General features: G+C 52.2%; 16 protein-coding genes. 6 read left to right on the plus strand and 10 right to left on the minus strand.

Features of this window, described 5'->3' with window-relative positions:
• Positions 1-6: 6 nt before the first annotated feature.
• The 10 genes from BQ7483_RS04675 to BQ7483_RS04720 form a co-directional block, all read right to left on the minus strand.
• Positions 7-2,727: a TraG/VirB4 family ATPase gene (locus BQ7483_RS04675; RefSeq protein WP_072545045.1), complete on the minus strand. Its 2,721-nt coding sequence runs from the start codon at positions 2,725-2,727 to the stop codon at positions 7-9.
• 107 nt (positions 2,728-2,834) lie between these two features.
• Positions 2,835-3,131, minus strand: coding sequence for a DUF4133 domain-containing protein (locus tag BQ7483_RS04680; protein ID WP_013616557.1), 297 nt, complete (start codon positions 3,129-3,131; stop codon positions 2,835-2,837).
• Positions 3,132-3,143: 12 nt separating this feature from the next.
• A complete protein-coding gene (locus BQ7483_RS04685; RefSeq protein ID WP_371325555.1) occupies positions 3,144-3,452 on the minus strand; it encodes a DUF4134 domain-containing protein in 309 nt (102 codons plus the stop codon).
• Positions 3,453-3,560: 108 nt separating this feature from the next.
• Entirely contained in the window at positions 3,561-3,887 is a 327-nt protein-coding gene (locus BQ7483_RS04690; RefSeq protein ID WP_013616559.1) for a DUF4134 domain-containing protein, read from the minus strand.
• A gap of 2 nt (positions 3,888-3,889) precedes the next feature.
• Positions 3,890-4,330: a hypothetical protein gene (locus BQ7483_RS04695; RefSeq protein WP_013616560.1), complete on the minus strand. Its 441-nt coding sequence runs from the start codon at positions 4,328-4,330 to the stop codon at positions 3,890-3,892.
• Between the two features lie 242 nt (positions 4,331-4,572).
• Positions 4,573-5,460: a toprim domain-containing protein gene (locus BQ7483_RS04700; protein WP_072545047.1), complete on the minus strand. Its 888-nt coding sequence runs from the start codon at positions 5,458-5,460 to the stop codon at positions 4,573-4,575.
• 105 nt (positions 5,461-5,565) lie between these two features.
• Positions 5,566-6,663, minus strand: a complete 1,098-nt coding sequence (locus BQ7483_RS04705; protein ID WP_072545049.1) for an AAA family ATPase — start codon at positions 6,661-6,663, stop codon at positions 5,566-5,568.
• Positions 6,641-7,015: a helix-turn-helix domain-containing protein gene (locus BQ7483_RS04710; RefSeq protein WP_174490725.1), complete on the minus strand. Its 375-nt coding sequence runs from the start codon at positions 7,013-7,015 to the stop codon at positions 6,641-6,643. Before BQ7483_RS04710 ends, BQ7483_RS04705 begins: the two co-directional genes overlap by 23 nt.
• Before the next feature lie 200 nt (positions 7,016-7,215).
• Positions 7,216-7,986 (minus strand): hypothetical protein, encoded by a 771-nt coding sequence (locus tag BQ7483_RS04715; RefSeq protein ID WP_072545051.1) that lies wholly within the window; start codon positions 7,984-7,986, stop codon positions 7,216-7,218.
• Positions 7,987-8,122: 136 nt separating this feature from the next.
• Positions 8,123-9,259 carry a site-specific integrase gene (locus BQ7483_RS04720; protein ID WP_072545052.1) on the minus strand — a complete coding sequence of 379 codons (1,137 nt, stop codon included), beginning with the start codon at positions 9,257-9,259 and terminating at the stop codon, positions 8,123-8,125.
• A 455-nt stretch (positions 9,260-9,714) separates the two neighbouring features.
• Between BQ7483_RS04720 and gmd the strand changes: the two genes are divergently transcribed.
• The 6 genes from gmd to BQ7483_RS04750 all read left to right on the plus strand — a co-directional run bounded on the left by gmd (position 9,715) and on the right by BQ7483_RS04750 (position 15,853).
• The gene (gene gmd, locus BQ7483_RS04725; protein ID WP_072545054.1) at positions 9,715-10,812 is read left to right on the plus strand and encodes a GDP-mannose 4,6-dehydratase; all 1,098 of its coding nucleotides are present in this window, start codon (positions 9,715-9,717) and stop codon (positions 10,810-10,812) included.
• Positions 10,813-10,904: 92 nt separating this feature from the next.
• A complete protein-coding gene (locus BQ7483_RS04730; RefSeq protein ID WP_072545056.1) occupies positions 10,905-11,846 on the plus strand; it encodes a GDP-L-fucose synthase family protein in 942 nt (313 codons plus the stop codon).
• Between the two features lie 273 nt (positions 11,847-12,119).
• The gene (locus tag BQ7483_RS04735; RefSeq protein ID WP_235847306.1) at positions 12,120-12,821 is read left to right on the plus strand and encodes a YjbH domain-containing protein; all 702 of its coding nucleotides are present in this window, start codon (positions 12,120-12,122) and stop codon (positions 12,819-12,821) included.
• A gap of 45 nt (positions 12,822-12,866) precedes the next feature.
• Positions 12,867-13,295: a BT0820 family HAD-type phosphatase gene (locus BQ7483_RS04740; RefSeq protein WP_072545060.1), complete on the plus strand. Its 429-nt coding sequence runs from the start codon at positions 12,867-12,869 to the stop codon at positions 13,293-13,295.
• Positions 13,296-13,297: 2 nt separating this feature from the next.
• The gene (locus BQ7483_RS04745) at positions 13,298-14,569 is read left to right on the plus strand and encodes a TolC family protein (RefSeq protein WP_162274244.1); all 1,272 of its coding nucleotides are present in this window, start codon (positions 13,298-13,300) and stop codon (positions 14,567-14,569) included.
• A gap of 30 nt (positions 14,570-14,599) precedes the next feature.
• Positions 14,600-15,853, plus strand: coding sequence for a carboxypeptidase-like regulatory domain-containing protein (locus BQ7483_RS04750; protein ID WP_139247535.1), 1,254 nt, complete (start codon positions 14,600-14,602; stop codon positions 15,851-15,853).
• Positions 15,854-15,935 lie beyond the last annotated feature (82 nt).

A 15,935-nucleotide genomic window follows, 5' to 3' on the forward strand; every position in this document is an offset into this window, starting at 1 on the left:
GGTCATTTATTGCTGATTGTTTTTATCCCTCTTTTTCAGATTCAACACATGCCCCGCTGCATTCACCTTCTGGGCGAAAGGCAGGGACTTGCTTATGCCGCTGACATCCCAGTCGTGGCAGTAGGCTTCGATGGCTTCCTGGTGGCTGCAACGGAGTTCTTTCTTGTACAGTTTCAACGCTTCCTTCTCCGCGCGTTCGGTGGTGTAGGTCATATAGCATTCGTGCGGCTCCTCCACGCCGTACACGCCGCTGGTCGAACCACGCCGGATGAAAACCTCGCGGAAGAAGCTGCGCCCTTCCTTGTTCTCCAGACGGTTGATGGTGAATATCTTCTTGCAGTCCACGTCGGTCAGGCCCAATATGGCCTTGATGCTGTCGAACCGTTCCTTGAACTTGCTCTGGTCGAGCAGCATCACCACATCGGAGTTGTTGATGATGGCTTCCTTTACTATCTCGCTGCCGATGATGTCCTGTATCTCCTGCGTCACCACGCCCACCGAGGCCCAGAACTTTCTTGCGGTCTTGTACATGAACTTGATGTATTCGGCCATGAGCGGCGAGGCGATGGCCTTCCACGCTTCCTCTATCACAAGGACTTTCCGGTTCTTCTTGATGCGCATCTTCTGCAGGAACACGTCCATGATGATAAGCGTTACGATGGGAAACAGTTTCTTGTTTTCCTTGATGGCATCTACTTCGAAGACGATGAACGTTTCCGAGAACAGGGTAGTGTCCACGTTCTCGTTCAATATTTTGTCGTAGTTGCCGCCTTTGTAGAACGGCTGTATCATGTAGGTATATTTGTCGTAGTCTATCTCCGTGATGTTGTTTTCCAAACAGATAAGTTCCAACCGTTCACAAGAGTATTCATAGAAGGTATTGAACGACAGCGAGTTTACTTTCAAGGCTTTCCGCCGTTCCTCCAGCAGGCGTATCTTGCCGTCCACCTTTTGTTCCAGTTCCGGCAGGTTCTCTGCATTCCATCTGCCTTTCCGCTTCTCGGCGGCTATCAAGGTCTTGTGCAGGTTCTCGCGCTGCACGGGGTCGTAACCGTCGAAGCCGTGGAAGTAAACGTCGTAATAGTCCGTCACCATCTGCTCTACGATGCGGAACTCCAGTTCCGTGATTTTCGTGTCCGAACCTTTCCATATCAGCAGGATCAGATTTTTCAGGAAGTCTATCTTCTCGATGTTGAGTTCTGCCTGCGTGATGTTGAACGGATTCATGGTGATGGGCTTTTCCTCCGTGTAGCTGATGTACTTGCCGCCCAGGTATTCGCACAATCCTTCGTAGGAATTACCCGTATCGACCATCACCACGTCCGTGCCCTGCTCATGGAGCTGGCGCACCACGCTGTTCATGTGGAAGCTCTTTCCGCTGCCCGAAGGCCCCAGGCAAAAGAAGTTCGAGTTGTCCGTCAGCTTGTTCTTTCCCTCTTTTCCGGTGATGTCGATGGCCACAGGGACACCCTGACGGTCGGTGTAGTAGATTTTCAGCGGCGTATCCTCGCTGTGCTGGATATGTTCCTTATACATCAGGCACATGGCTGCGTCGCTCAGGGTCAGGAAACGGTCGTAGTCCTCGTTCAGGGCATAGCAGTTGCCTGGAAAAGAGGCGACGAACAGTTCCAGTTGGTTATAGGCGTGCTTGCTGATGTGGATGCCCATGCGACCGAAGGCATTCTCCAGATAATTGGTGCATTTCTGTATGTCTGTGTCGGCAGATACCCCTACAACAAGATTGAAATGACTGTACACGAGCATCTTGCTCTCCCTGGCAACTATCTCCTGCACACGCTTGATGTCCTCCACGGCCATCTGGTTGCCGGGATTGGGGATACTTGCGTGACGGTTCTTCTTTTTGTCGAGTGCCGCCAGTTCTCGCTTTTGGTTGGGCAGGAAGATAATCTGGTTATAGACCACTGTCTCGGCTTCCGGTATGCTGTCGATGACGGACAGCAGGTCAACGGGCATCTCCGCATTGTTCACCTCTATATTGGTATAGGGCCTGACAAGCGAAGGCAGCGCGGCACAGTCCACGTCCACGAGGCTGTACACCTTGCAACGCTTGCCGCCCATCGAGACCGTCTCATCGTCCACCTTGAAATTGGTCATCGAGACAATCCTGTCCTTGAAGTTCATGGCGAAGTAGCGGTCAACGAACGCATTCGCCTGGGGCTTATCCAGGAACTCCGCTTGTATGCCCGCGTCATGGAGCTGGTCATGCACCTTGCGTATCTTCACGAGGAAGTCGCGCCACTTCTTGCCGTCGAAAGAGAACAGGCTGCTTTTTCTTGATTCCTGCGTAATGGTCAGGTAGCATACGCTGTCCGTGTACATCCGGCCTTTGAAGTACCGGAAATAGGCGGAGGATAGGAACTCGTGCCGGTCGCCCGTCACATCCTCGAACTGCTTGCGCACGAACACGTCCTGCTTGTGTATCGCATAGCCTTCGCCCAGCGTCTGTGCGACGGCGGTGAGCAGGCTTGTGAAATCGTAGTAGCTGTCGATGTTGGCCGAATACTTCTGCACAGGGTTCTCCATCCGCAGGACGGCCGAGTATTCCCCGGTCTTGGTGTACAGCACCCCGATGCCGTCCACGTCCTCCACGGTGAAATAGATGTCCTGGAAGATGCGCTTGCGCTTGCCGCCCGTGCCGAAGGCATGGACCGAAATGGCCATGCCCGCACAGAGGGCGATGAAAATCAGTATGATGTACAGTGTCATTGTCGGTTGCTTTCTGCTTAAGTAAGGGCAGACTCGCCTGTTCCAAAGCGGGCCTGCCCGGGTTCAACATTCAATAGGCCACGCGCTCTCCGTCATGGCTTTTTTTTTCATTTCTTCTTCGAGCGGGCATAGACATACACTCCTTTCTGGTTCTTCTTGGTGTGAAGGCCTTTCCTTTGCTTGAGGATGATGAGCGAGATGCCCGCAGACAGGATGACGGCCAATACCACCAGTCCGGCCACGAAACCGGCAAGGCAGTAGGCAATGACGAAACCGACAATGGCTCCGCCTGCCGAACCCGCCGCCCAGTAGATATACCGTCCTTGTATGCCCATGAACTCAAGGGGCCGCTGAAGCCCCTTGAACAACGGGTAGTCCGGATAGCGTTCGTCCCTGCCTTTCATCGCATCTCCTTTTTAGCCGCCGATACCGAAAAACAGCGGAAGTGCCTGTGCCGCCGCAATCAGGAAGATGCAGGCGCCCACGACCATCATGATTTTCTTCTTGACATCCTGCTCTTCGTTGTTCATCGCGATATAGACGCTGATGGCGCCCACGATGGCCACGACTCCGGCGATGGCATAGCACAGCTTCACCATGATGGGTACATACTTGGCGATTTCCTCCGCCACGGTGGTCAGGGCGTTGGTTCCGGCCGTGTAGTCGCCTGCGGTGTTCTGCGCCATCAGTGCGGCAGGCCCAGACACCAACAGAATGGCGAGCATCGCAACCTTGTACAATACTGCGCCTACGATTCTTTTCATTGCATTCTTTAACTTCTTCATTCTCGTTACTTTTAGTGATTACTATCATTGATATTCTGAATCTCTTTTCTATATGCGGTAGCCGAAAAAGGCCGGGAATACGATGGAGGCGCCTATGATGAACATGCATGCCCCGAACAGCATCAGGATGGATTTCACGATGCCGTCCTCTCCCGTGTTCCATTTGATATAGATCTGGAGCGCGGATATGACGGCCAGCACGGAGGCGACCGCATAACAGATGTAAAGGACGTACATCATCATCGTCACCACGAAGTCGTGCATGGTGGCAAGCGCATCCGCTCCCCATGAATAGTTTACGGCTCCGCTCTTGGCGAAGGCGAAGCAGGGAACCGTGAGCATCAGCAAGGCGCATACTGTCTTCTTCGTTTTCATCGCTAAATTTTGTCCATCGGTTTCCACGCCATTGCGGGACGGTTCTCCAGACGGCCGCCGGAAACCATCGCCTTGTACATATCGTCCGCTGTGAATGCCTCTGACAAGTAAGGGGTACTGTCCTCCATTTTCGCCTCGGCTTCGGCCTTCATACGGGCAAACCGCTCTTCGGCCGATTCCTTGTCTGTGTCTGCCGCGCCGTCCTGTATGGAAGTGCCGGAATTATCAAATGCGGTCTCGTACTTCTCCGTCCCGACGTTGAATCCGGTCTCGCTTTCCGTCACCGCCACGCTGTCCTGCCCGTCATCGGGGTCGAGTTCAAAGACTTCCTCGTCCGTCCTGCCCTGGCTTCTCTTTCGGTACAGGTCCCTGGCGATGTTGGCCGCATAGTAAACGACGTAGATTGCCGTCAGAATGATTGCGAATATAAAGTATGATTTCATATCCTAATATGAATTTTATTTTGTATTCAAAATTTGATTTGCAAAGAAAATCCATCTGTTCTATATTAAGAAATAATTGAAATACAAATTGCTGCTTCCTTAATAAGATTTATGGTATTTCTAAAAATCATACTCTAAAATCATATTCTGAGATCTGTTTCATACTTGAAAATGCGCATTGGCAGACAAAAAAAGAAGCCCTCCGTCAGGAGAGCTTCATAAATTCCGACACACTGAACGGGTCAGCGTCTTTTGCCTCTTAAATAGTCGTTCAGGTCTTTGTAGCCGTCGTACCGGTAGGCTTCGTTGTTGACTTTCCCGGTGAACAGCATGGCGATGGTTTCCACAGTTTTCTGTCCGGCAAGGTCATTGTCGAGGTAGCAATGGATGAACGGATATTCTTGCAAGTGTCCCAATGCCTTTTTAAGGTTGTTTACGGAGTTCATCACGAGATGGTCGCAAGGAACTTCAAGGCATATCTCCCTGTCTCCGGCCTGCCGCAGGGTCATATAGGAGAGAAAGTCCATGAATCCTTCGAAGACGCACACGTGGCCCTGCGTCTCGCCGTGCGTATGGCTTATCAGCGAAACATCCTTATTCTTCAGGCAGCCCTTGTAGTAAGGGTTGCGCACTTCATAGCCTCCTGACAGATTACAGAATGCCAGTCCGAAATAGTGTCGCTTGCGCAACTCATAATGCACTTCCTTGCAGAATATCTTTCCGATGTCGGCATCGATCATCCGGGAATGGAGGTACGACAGCAGCGCATGGTGTCGTAGCGGCACCACCCTTATATCCTTCATTTCCGCTTCCACCGGCCGGAGCATCACCGCCGGAAGCCGAACCCTCGGCAGTTCATTGGTTCCGGCGTGCCGTTCGATGCAGGCCAGCACCTCGCTTACACTGTCCGTTCCGTACATGTGCTTTCCCAGTTCCACGAGGTCGCCCCCGGTAGCCGCCCCGAAGTCATACCATTCATTGAGCCGGTCGTTCACCTTGAACGATGGTGTGTCCTCCTGCCGGAATGGTGAGAGGTACCAGTATTGTTTCGATTTCACATACTGCGCATGGTGTCCGAGCTGTGCCAGGAAATCCACGATGCGTATCTGTTTTGCTTCCGATATGTTCATGTCGTTTTTCTTTCACTTGTTTTCATCAAACCGGTTTAGTTTAGTTTGTTTCCCTATATATATATGTACTAAATTAAACTGAATTATAGATGCCCGCGCCCGCCGTCATTCCTCGTCGAAAAGCATGGCTTCTGCCGGACTCATGTCATAATAGAATAGCTTATCCCGTTTGCGTATCAGCTTCAGGTTGTCGGTCAGGTAAAGTAGCAGCTTGACCATCACGTTCCTGCCGCGTTTGAAACCGATTGCCTCGTAGGAGGTCATGAGTGCCTGGAGCATGTTCTCGAATCCCTTAATGGGCTTGTCGCCAAAAGCAGCGGCAAGGGCTTCCCGGTGTTGCTCGATACTCAGGTCTGTAAAACTGGTCCGTGCTTTCGGTCTGGGGTGTTCGCTCACGGCATGACTTTCCGCAATGATGGGAAGCCCGGCTTCGTCTATCGTGAAAGCGAACGGCTTGAACTCCTTTTCTCGAATATGCAGGGCGTGCACCTCACTGATGCTGGGGTTCTCGTTGTCTTTGTTGATGACCAGCACCGTTTCCGCCTTGTTGCTCATCTCTGTACCGATATGCCCACGCACGTTATTGTCCCCTTTGTTCAGGTGCAACACGCAGTGGATATGCAGGTCGTATTTCGACGACCATTCCATCATTTTATTGATGACTTCCACGGATTCACTGGTACTGTTGATATCAAGCATCAGGTCGCGTATTCCGTCAATGACCACCAGCCCGTAGCCTTTGCTACGTCTTAGTGCATAGTCAATGACCTCTATGCGGATGGCAGGAGAATATTCGCGCAGGCAGATGAAGTCGAGCCTGTCGTTGTCCGTTGTGTCCGGAAGCCCTGCCAACTTGAGGATGCGCTCCAATACATTGTGGCAGTGGAAACGGCTCTGCTCCGTGTCCACATACAGGATCCTCTGCTTCCCTTCGGGCAAATGTGCCCGGTAGTTCAACACCTGTTTACCCGCCAGGGAAGCGGCGACAATGGCCGACACGTTAAAGGTCTTCTTCGATTTCGCCTTGCCTGTCGATGCGCTGAAGTTGCCGAGCGTGGCGATGGTCGAATTGTCAATCCAGATAATCTGCGGCGGTGTTTCGTAAGTGTCCGTCACCTTTATTTGCGAGGCGGACAGGATGTCCGAAAGGCGGCTGTCATCAAGTTCCGCCCCGATAATGTTAGTCCTTCTTTCGCTTTCCATTTTGTCTCCGATTAAAGAATGGTTCAACGGTTGCGGATTCGGCGGCCATCCGGGTCGCGTCGTCTATGGCTGGCTCGCAGTTCTGCAAGAGCCATTCATCCAGCTCCTCCTTGGCAAAATAAACCATCTTGCCTCTCGGCTTGTAGTGTGGAATCTCCTTGTTGGCGGTGAGCTTGTACAACATGCTTTCCGATACGCCGATATACACGCACGCCTCCTGGAATGTGAATACTTTCTTGGTGGAATAAAAAGACTCCTCAAGCATCTCCAGCCTTTTCAGCAGGTTTTCGACCGGTTCCAGTTTCTTCAGTACCGATTCGACTGTGGTGAGCCTTTCGCTCAGCCGTTCCATGAATGTTGTTCTGTTCTGCATTATGTGTATGATTAAATTTGACAATGAAAAAGCAAGCCTCCGTTGGGCATTGCGCTGACGGAGGCCAAAGTTATGCGATGTGTCCGCTATATCCGGACGAGAGACAATGACACTAAGCAAGTGTCATGGCAACTCTCACGCTTTTACTTTTCACATGTTTGGTTTCTTGGCAGTTTCTTTCATTCATCCAGTTCGCTCACGGCTTTTCGGATGCCGTATGCCACCGAGGTCATTTTATTTCTTGTTGCAGACAAAGCCGATGACAGACTGGTAGCCGAGACGGTACGTTTCCCGTCTTTCGACAGCAGGAACCCTCCGCGAGCGAGAACAGACTGCCAGTGCGCCTGTATGTATGACCTCTCAAGAAGGGCATCGAAGAGTACGGCCACATGGCGGATGTTGTTCACCCGGATTTGAAATCCCCTCTTGCAAGCAAAAAGAGCTTCCATATCCTCCATGCGGACTGTAGAAACGCAAAACAGATGATAAGTATTGGCGCAAGCCACGATACCTGTCATCTGTTCTTTGGTCAAATCACAGCCAAAAGAAATGGGTGGAGCATTCAGGGAAAAGCCGGTTTCATCCCGGTCGGCGGGAGAGCCGGGGTCTGAAATGTCATACATCCTTTTCAGTTCCATGCAGTTCTCGAATGAAAAGGTGTCCGCCACGAATAAAAGGCGGGTGCGTTCAGCCAGGTCGGTCAGAAGGACCTTGGCAATGTGAAGGTTCATTGCGTGGCAGTTCCGGCAGACTACGTTGCCACAATCAATGTACCGGTGACTGTTGATGAAGTCATCCACAAAGCGGCCATACCGTTTGCCGCCTGCCACGACATCATGTAGATAGATTTCCCTCGCTTCAGCGAGCAGTGCGAAAAGTTCTTCCGCTACATCCTGTTCTGCCGCGATGTGACGGCAGTGTTGCTTCCCTCCAAAAAGAGAGAAGACCATTTTCTGGTCTGTTCATGTCGAATTACTTTTAATTGATTGATAAATTATGATAATAGGATGTACTTCGATTGCATGGACAACCGAAGCTACACCCAATAAATATGTCCGCAAATTTGACATGATAATGGATCTGTTGTCAGTCGAATAAACCGTTTACAAGATTGACTGCCTCGTCTTTCTTCTTGTTGATAATCTTTGCATATACCTGGGTCATTTTTACATCCGCATGGCCGAGCAACTTCGAGGTAGTGTAAAGGTCTGCACCGAGGGTCAGCATCATCGTGGCGAAGGTGTGCCGACTTGTGTGAAATGAAAATCGCTTGTTGATGCCGGCAGCCTTGGCCCACGGTTTCAACAGGCGGTTTATCTCATTTCCGCTTGGCAAATCGAACACGAGGTCGTCCGGAGCCTTGTCTCCACGCTCCGGCATCCATTTCAAGGCTTCGGATGAAAGCGGCAGGTAAATCGGTTCCTTGGTCTTCTTCATGGATACCGCCAGACGGTACTGCCCCTTGTCGATAAAGACATCCTTCCATTGCAGCCTCTTGACATCACTGATGCGCAGGCCGCAGAAGCAGGAGAACAGATAGGCACACTTTATCTCCTCATATTTCATAGGCGTTGCGATGAGTGCCTTCACCTCCTCGATGGTCATGTAGGAGCGTTTGCTTTCCGGCAGCCGGATTTTGTCCGACTTGTCTATTTTGTCAAAGGGATTCGACCTCATGAGTTCCGCACGGACAGCCGCGTTCAAGGCGCTGTTCAGCACCCGGTAATAATTCTTGAGCGTGAAGTTCGACACTCGCTTGCCTCTCGGACGGTATTCCATCATCAGATAGTCGATATAGCCCTGGCAGAACGCCTTGTCTATCTGGTCAAGCGTAACCTTTTTCCCCGCATAGTCCTCGATAATGCGGATGGCCACCTTAATCTGGTTCTCGTCTTTCTTTCCCCTCTTTTCCTGATTCTCCTTGTAGGTTTGCATCCAGTCCAGCAGAAAGACTTTCTCCTTTTCGTTCTCAATACCGGCCTCACCGTTGGTCATTTCGATAATGCGTTTCGACTTGATGGCATTGGCGGCATTCATTGTCGCTTTATTCCGCCTGCGTGCATTCTCATCGGTTTCCGGGATGAGATACATCTTCAGATATTCATAGGTCCGTTTGCCGTTACGGTATATGTCCAGATACAGGCTCTTGCTCCCGTCGCTCAAGTCCTTCATCCGAAGGCGGACAGGCTCCTTCACTTTTTTAGGTTGTCTTATTCGTGCCATAGGAAATCCCTCTTTGTTTCTTCTGCCACAAAGGTACGAATAATAATCCAAAACAAGGAACAAACAAGAAACAAAAATGCACCAAAAAAGAACCAAACAACTGCAAACAATGAAAACAACTGCAAATAACAATACCCTTATAAATCCCTGTAATAAAGCCGTTTTCTTTGCACTTGTTTGGATGTTGTTTTCATTTCACACCTTTACATTATAAATCTGTGGAATTCTGTGTAATCTGTGGTGAGAAAGAATTCCCCCATTCCATATCGCAATGTGACAAACATCAAGAAAAACAATCTGTGCTGAAAACAGCAGGAAAAAGTTTGTTTGTTTCCTTGTTTTTTCATTACCTTTGCAGCCGCAAACAGCAGGAGAACCGAAGAAAAACGGGAAACCTGATGTAAAGAAACAGAAATTTCAGCACAGATAAGGACAGACTAACGATACACAAAATTATGGAAAAGAGAAACGTAGCCCTGATTACGGGCATCACAGGACAGGACGGATCGTTCCTGGCTGAATTCTTACTGAACAAGGGATATGACGTACACGGCACCATCCGACGCTCGTCGGTGGACTACCGCGAACGCATCGCGCACCTGGAGGGACTGCCGAACTTCCACCTGCACTATGCGGACCTGACGGACTCGATGAGCATGCTACAGGTGATGAGCGAAGTGAGACCGACGGAGGTGTACAACCTGGCGGCACAGAGCCACGTGCAGGTGAGCTTCGACTCGCCGGAGTTTACGGCAAACGTGGACGCTACGGGCGTGCTGCGCGTGCTGGAGGCCGTGAGACTCTGCGGACTGACGGACACGTGCCGCATCTACCAGGCTTCGACCTCGGAGCTGTACGGAAAGGTGGAGGAGGTGCCGCAGAACGAGCTGACGCCGTTCCACCCCTACTCGCCCTATGCGGTGGCAAAGCTGTATGGATACTGGATCGTGAAGGAATACCGCGAGGCGTACAACATGTACTGCTGCTCGGGCATCCTGTTCAACCACGAGAGCGAACGGCGCGGAGAGACCTTCGTGACACGCAAGATAACGCTGGCGGCGGCACGCATCGCACAGGGCAAGCAGGACAAGCTGTACCTGGGCAACCTGGACTCGCTGCGCGACTGGGGCTATGCGAAGGACTACGTGGAGTGCATGTGGCTGATCCTGCAACAGGAGAAGCCGGAGGACTTCGTGATTGCGACGGGCGTGCAGCACTCAGTAAGGGAGTTCTGCTACCTGGCCTTCAAGCACGCGGGCATCGAACTGGAGTTCCAGGGCGAGGGCATCGACGAGAAGGGCTACGACAAGGCCACGGGCAAGTGCCTGGTGGAGGTGAGCAAGGACTTCTACCGCCCGACGGACGTGGTGAACCTGTGGGGTGACCCGACGAAGGCGAAGGAGAAGCTGGGATGGAACCCGCAATCGACGTCGTTCGAGGAGCTGGTGCGCATCATGGTGGCGCACGACATGCAGAAGGTGGCGGCGGACCATGTGGCCAGCGTGATGAGGACGAACCTGGCGGAGTATCTGGAGAAGGGAATCGTGAAATAAATATCAAATATCAGATTTCAAATATCAGATATGAGGTATTGATATTCAATTCTAATCTGTGAAACTCTGTGTAATCTGTGGTAAAAAATAAAATGGAAAAGACAGCAAAAATATATGTGGCCGGACACCGGGGAATGGTGGGATCGGCCATCGTAAGGGAACTGCAACGGCAGGGATATACGAACATCGTGACACGCACGCACAAGGAACTGGACCTGACGCGACAGGACCAGGTGGAGAAGTTTTTCGCGGAGGAACGGCCGGAATATGTGTTCCTGGCAGCGGCCAAGGTGGGTGGCATCGTGGCCAACCAGGAAGCGCTGGCGGACTTCATGTACGAGAACATGATACTGGAGATGAACGTGATACACTCGGCCTGGCAGAACGGATGCAAGAAGCTGGAATTCCTGGGCTCGTCGTGCATCTATCCGCGCATGGCTCCGCAACCGATGAAGGAGAGCTGCCTGCTGACGTCGGAACTGGAGAAGACGAACGAGGCGTATGCGCTGGCGAAAATCAGCGGACTGAAATACTGTGAGTTCCTGAACCGTCAGTACGGGACGGACTACATCAGCGTGATGCCGACGAACCTGTACGGACCGAACGACAACTATCACCCGGAACACAGCCACGTGCTGCCGGCCCTGATACGACGCTTCCACGAGGCGAAGGTGCAGGGGCTGAAGCAGGTGACGTGCTGGGGCGACGGAAGTCCGCTGCGTGAATTCCTGTACGTGGACGACCTGGCAAACCTGTGCGTGTTCCTGATGAACCACTACAGCGGCAACGAGACGGTGAACGCGGGTACAGGCAAGGAACTGACCATCAAGGAGCTGACGGAGAAGGTGGCGAAGATCATCGGCTACGAAGGGGAAATCCTGTGGGACCCCACCCGACCGAACGGCACGCCGCGCAAGCTGCTGGACGTGAGCAAGGCGAAGGCCATGGGATGGGAAGCCAAGACGAGCCTGGACGAGGGCATCCGCCTGGCGTACGAGAACTTCCTGCACAACCCGATGAGAGCGGAACGATAAGAAAAAAGAAACGGACATCGTTATACTGCAAACAACAAGAAAAAACTGCTGCAAAACATAAAAAAAGCAGTTTTTTCTTTGTTTATACTGAACAAAGTTTGTAATTTCGCACCGATTTTAGGAGAGAAACAGAAGCCTGATCGAGTAAAGACTTGTGACAGGCAAGGGCGTAGCCGTATCCGGACGGCTGAAAAAGACAATCCATCCATTCTCCCTTCCCCCCTCCCCGCAAACAAAAACAGAATTTCCTCACCGAACATGTGCGCAACGCGGATGAAAACGACGGCAGGACTGCTGTTAGGGTTATGCCTGGCATTGGGAACAACTGCAAAAGCACAGTATGCCATGGGCAACACGGGACTGATGAACATCCCGACCGCCGACATGCAGGAGGACGGAACGTTCCTCTTCGGAGGAAACTACGTGCCGAACGGCATGACTCCCTTCAACTTCAATACGGGCAACTACTTTGCCAACATCACTTTCCTGAACTTCGTGGAACTGAGCTACCGATCGACCTTGCTGAAAACTACGCGCTACGACGGCAAACGGGGATACTTCCAGCAGGACCGCTCGATGACCGCACGCATCCGTCCGCTGAAGGAAGGGAAATATACACCGGCCGTGGTCATCGGCACCAACGACCCCTTCAGAAACACGGGAAACAATTATTACGGCTCGATTTACGGCGTACTGACCAAAGGGTTCAGCCTGACGGGAGAGGACCGGCTGGCCGTGACGGCGGGATACTTCTTCCCCACCAACGACCACTGCGTGCAGAAAGGAGTGTTCGGAGGAGTGAGCTACCAGCCGGGATTCTGCAAGGACCTGCTGGTGACGGCGGAATATGACACGGAGGGGGTGAACGTGGGAGCAGCCGTCAGGCTGTGGAAACACGTGTCGCTGCACGCCTTCACCCGGGAATTCAAGAGCGTGGCAGGAGGCATCCGATACGAATGCGTACTGCTGCATTAACCCATTCACCATTCACCATTAACCATTAACCATTCACCATTCGCCATGACCATAGCCATTGACTTTGACGGCACCATCGTGGAACACCGGTATCCGAAAATAGGACCGGAAATCCCGTTTGCGACCGAAACACTGAAGATGCTGATCCAACAACACCACAGACTGATATTGTGGACCGTGAGGGAAGGCGAACTGCTGAAGGAGGCGGTGGAATGGTGCCGCGAAAGAGGCGTGGAATTCTATGCCGTGAACCAGGACTACCCGGAAGAGGAAAAGGAACACCGGGGCTTCTCGAGAAAGCTGAAGGCGGACCTCTTCATCGACGACCGGAACCTGGGAGGACTGCCCGACTGGGGAGACATCTACCGCATGATCGAAAAGGGAATGACCTTCGAGGAGCTCTACAGGAACACGGACAAACAGGAAAAGTCCAACCGAAAGAAAAAGGGGCTTTTCGGACTGCTGAAACAATGAAAATGACGGAGAACAACCATAGCGGACACTGGAGAAAACTGGCGGGAACGCTCTTCCTGCTGATGGCCACCACTGCCGCAACCGCCTATGCACAGGTGGGCACGAAACTGGCCGAAGTGGGCATGGAGAACATCCGCACGGCTCAGACCGAGACGGGAACGACCGTGGCCTTTGAGGACCGGGCCTACCGAAGCTCACTGACCGGACTGGGAATGGCCATCGAAACGGCCCTGAACGCCCTTGAAAACCCCGGCGGACTGACACTGGTGGTGACGGACCGGAACGGAATGCCGCAACTGAGGGTGGACATCGCACCCGAACTGGCAGAAGCCTACCGGAACGGAACGGCAGACCTGAAAACGGTGTTCGCACAGATGGAACTGAACCGGAATGCGGACGGAGCCCTGAAGGAACTGGAAGGGACACGGACAGAGGCACGAAGCGCCTGGAGACCGGACCTGACGGTGTATCCGCAGGTGTTCCTCGAAAATACGAGCCTGAACAAGCTGTATACCTTTGCCGTAGGTCTGGCGCCTACCCTGGAAATGCCGCTGTGGAAAGGCGGGGAACTGACCGCACAGGTGATTCTGCCCATCGCCTGGAACCTGAACGGGGAACAGTCGCAGATAAGGCCGGGATGCGTGACGCTGAGCCAGAGCTTCTACCTGAAAAGGAAATGGACCCTGACAATGGCCGCCGGACAATTTACCAACCACCGGATGGGCGCACAGGCAGATGCCCTCTGGAGAACGGACGACGGCAGGTGGGAACTGGGAGCCAAGGCGGGAGTGACGGTGTACTCGCTCTTCGCGGACAAGGAATGGACCGTGACCCGACAGCCCAAACTGAACGCATCGGTCTGCGGAAGGACGTACATCCCCCAATGGAACCTCGAAGTGGAAGGTGAAGCTGCACGCTTCGTGTACGGCGACTACGGCGTGAAAGGAAGCGCCGTCAGACACTTCGGAGAATATACGGTGGGGGTATTTGCCATGGTGGCAGGAGGAAAACTGAACGGAGGATTCAACTTTGCCATCCCACTGCCCGGGAAAAAATACAAACGGTGGAAGGGTATGAGAATCAAACCGGCCGACTACTTCGCCTTCCAGTATAACATGGTGGCACACGGGGAATACATCGACCGGAAACTGGGAAGGGAATACAACACGGTGCCGGGAAGCAACCGAAGCCAGGGATTCTACCAACCCGACTACATCCGCTACTACCTGACCAGGCATTGTGACAAAATAATCGGAGAGAATCAAACTAAATAAGAACCAACATTTAAACGTTTAAACAGCAAAATGAAAACATCCAAATTCTTAGTTATGGCCCTGTTGCTGGCTGCTACCGGCATGGGCATGGGAGCCTGCTCGGACGATGAAAAGACTCCCGAACAAGTGGAAGACCCCATCACGAGCAATGTAGAGTATTACATTGAAGGAGTAGTGAGCGACGGCAATGCCGGGGTGGAAGGTGTAACGGTGAGCACAACCGGATATGACGCCGTGACAACAAAAGCCGACGGAACGTTCCAACTGATTGTGGACAAGGCTTCTGAATATACCGTCGAATTTGCCAAGGACGGATACCTGAACACAACGGCTACCGCCAACTTGACAGGATTGACGAACCGCTCTGGAGTGGCCATTACAATTAACATGACACAAAAGGCAGAAGCTGTGGCTATTCCGGCCAACGCCAATGTCATCATCGAACCGGAAAAGGTAACCGAAGCGAGCAACGATGAAGCAATATCCGACATTGAGGAAATAGGTGCCTACATCCCGAACGAAGCTGTAGGAGAAGGAACGAAAGTGTCCATGACTTCCTACATCCCCGAAAGCAACATCAGCTCGACCACGCAGGGTAATGTGTCGTCTTCGGTTTCTGCCATCTACGTGGAAACAAGCAACGGCGAAATCACCGCTACGGAAGAGAATCCGATCATCCTGGCCGTGAACAACCCCAGCAATACAGAGACCAGATTCAGCAAGATGACTGTTTACAAAGTCGGTACAACGGCAACCAGAGCCAACAACCTGCAGAGCCTGGGAGACGCTACCTATGATGCTGCGACCAACAGCTATCAGCTGGTACTGACTTCGGGCAAACTGGAAGGCTCGTATGAGTTCCACGTCAACTCGAACCGTACACTGGGACAGAAAGGCACGGAAGTACTCAACGAAGGTACTGTGGACAACAGCGGAAGCTACGAGGCCATGAACAACATTCCCCTGACCTACGAAGCCAGAATGGGCTGGAGCTTCAACGCCACCATCGACTCGGAACTGGCATCGCTCATCAAAAAAGCCATCGAGTCCAATGAAGGAAGCGAAAACATGTTCACCGTCAGCCGCAACCTCACGACCAACCTCGGTGGAAGAAGCATCCTGTACTGGAAAGCAGTGGGCAACTATCAGAACATCTCGTATACGTTCCAACTGAACACTGGAAACTATACGGTGGAACTGACCAAATATACCGGCGTAGACTTTTCCTATGTTGTCGTTGACGCCAACGAGCACTCGGGAGGTACAAGCGGCTCGGATATGTAAAAAACAGAAACACAAAATCTATCGGAGTAACATCCCATACGTATCCCAATGGTCCCGATCCGGAAACAAGCACGTTCCGGAC

Source organism: Mediterranea massiliensis (assembly GCF_900128475.1).
Taxonomy (GTDB): domain Bacteria; phylum Bacteroidota; class Bacteroidia; order Bacteroidales; family Bacteroidaceae; genus Bacteroides; species Bacteroides massiliensis_E.

What these genes read in the sequence shown, in the direction of transcription:
- BQ7483_RS04675 (WP_072545045.1), bottom strand. Translation starts at nt 2,727, where the DNA reads ATGACACTGTACATCATACTGATTTTCATCGCCCTCTGTGCGGGCATG.
- BQ7483_RS04680 (WP_013616557.1), bottom strand. Translation starts at nt 3,131, where the DNA reads ATGAAAGGCAGGGACGAACGCTATCCGGACTACCCGTTGTTCAAGGGG.
- BQ7483_RS04685 (WP_371325555.1), bottom strand. Translation starts at nt 3,452, where the DNA reads ATGCTCGCCATTCTGTTGGTGTCTGGGCCTGCCGCACTGATGGCGCAG.
- BQ7483_RS04690 (WP_013616559.1), bottom strand. Translation starts at nt 3,887, where the DNA reads ATGAAAACGAAGAAGACAGTATGCGCCTTGCTGATGCTCACGGTTCCC.
- BQ7483_RS04695 (WP_013616560.1), bottom strand. Translation starts at nt 4,330, where the DNA reads ATGAAATCATACTTTATATTCGCAATCATTCTGACGGCAATCTACGTC.
- BQ7483_RS04700 (WP_072545047.1), bottom strand. Translation starts at nt 5,460, where the DNA reads ATGAACATATCGGAAGCAAAACAGATACGCATCGTGGATTTCCTGGCA.
- BQ7483_RS04705 (WP_072545049.1), bottom strand. Translation starts at nt 6,663, where the DNA reads ATGGAAAGCGAAAGAAGGACTAACATTATCGGGGCGGAACTTGATGAC.
- BQ7483_RS04710 (WP_174490725.1), bottom strand. Translation starts at nt 7,015, where the DNA reads ATGGAACGGCTGAGCGAAAGGCTCACCACAGTCGAATCGGTACTGAAG.
- BQ7483_RS04715 (WP_072545051.1), bottom strand. Translation starts at nt 7,986, where the DNA reads ATGGTCTTCTCTCTTTTTGGAGGGAAGCAACACTGCCGTCACATCGCG.
- BQ7483_RS04720 (WP_072545052.1), bottom strand. Translation starts at nt 9,259, where the DNA reads ATGGCACGAATAAGACAACCTAAAAAAGTGAAGGAGCCTGTCCGCCTT.
- gmd (WP_072545054.1), top strand. Translation starts at nt 9,715, where the DNA reads ATGGAAAAGAGAAACGTAGCCCTGATTACGGGCATCACAGGACAGGAC.
- BQ7483_RS04730 (WP_072545056.1), top strand. Translation starts at nt 10,905, where the DNA reads ATGGAAAAGACAGCAAAAATATATGTGGCCGGACACCGGGGAATGGTG.
- BQ7483_RS04735 (WP_235847306.1), top strand. Translation starts at nt 12,120, where the DNA reads ATGAAAACGACGGCAGGACTGCTGTTAGGGTTATGCCTGGCATTGGGA.
- BQ7483_RS04740 (WP_072545060.1), top strand. Translation starts at nt 12,867, where the DNA reads ATGACCATAGCCATTGACTTTGACGGCACCATCGTGGAACACCGGTAT.
- BQ7483_RS04745 (WP_162274244.1), top strand. Translation starts at nt 13,298, where the DNA reads ATGACGGAGAACAACCATAGCGGACACTGGAGAAAACTGGCGGGAACG.
- BQ7483_RS04750 (WP_139247535.1), top strand. Translation starts at nt 14,600, where the DNA reads ATGAAAACATCCAAATTCTTAGTTATGGCCCTGTTGCTGGCTGCTACC.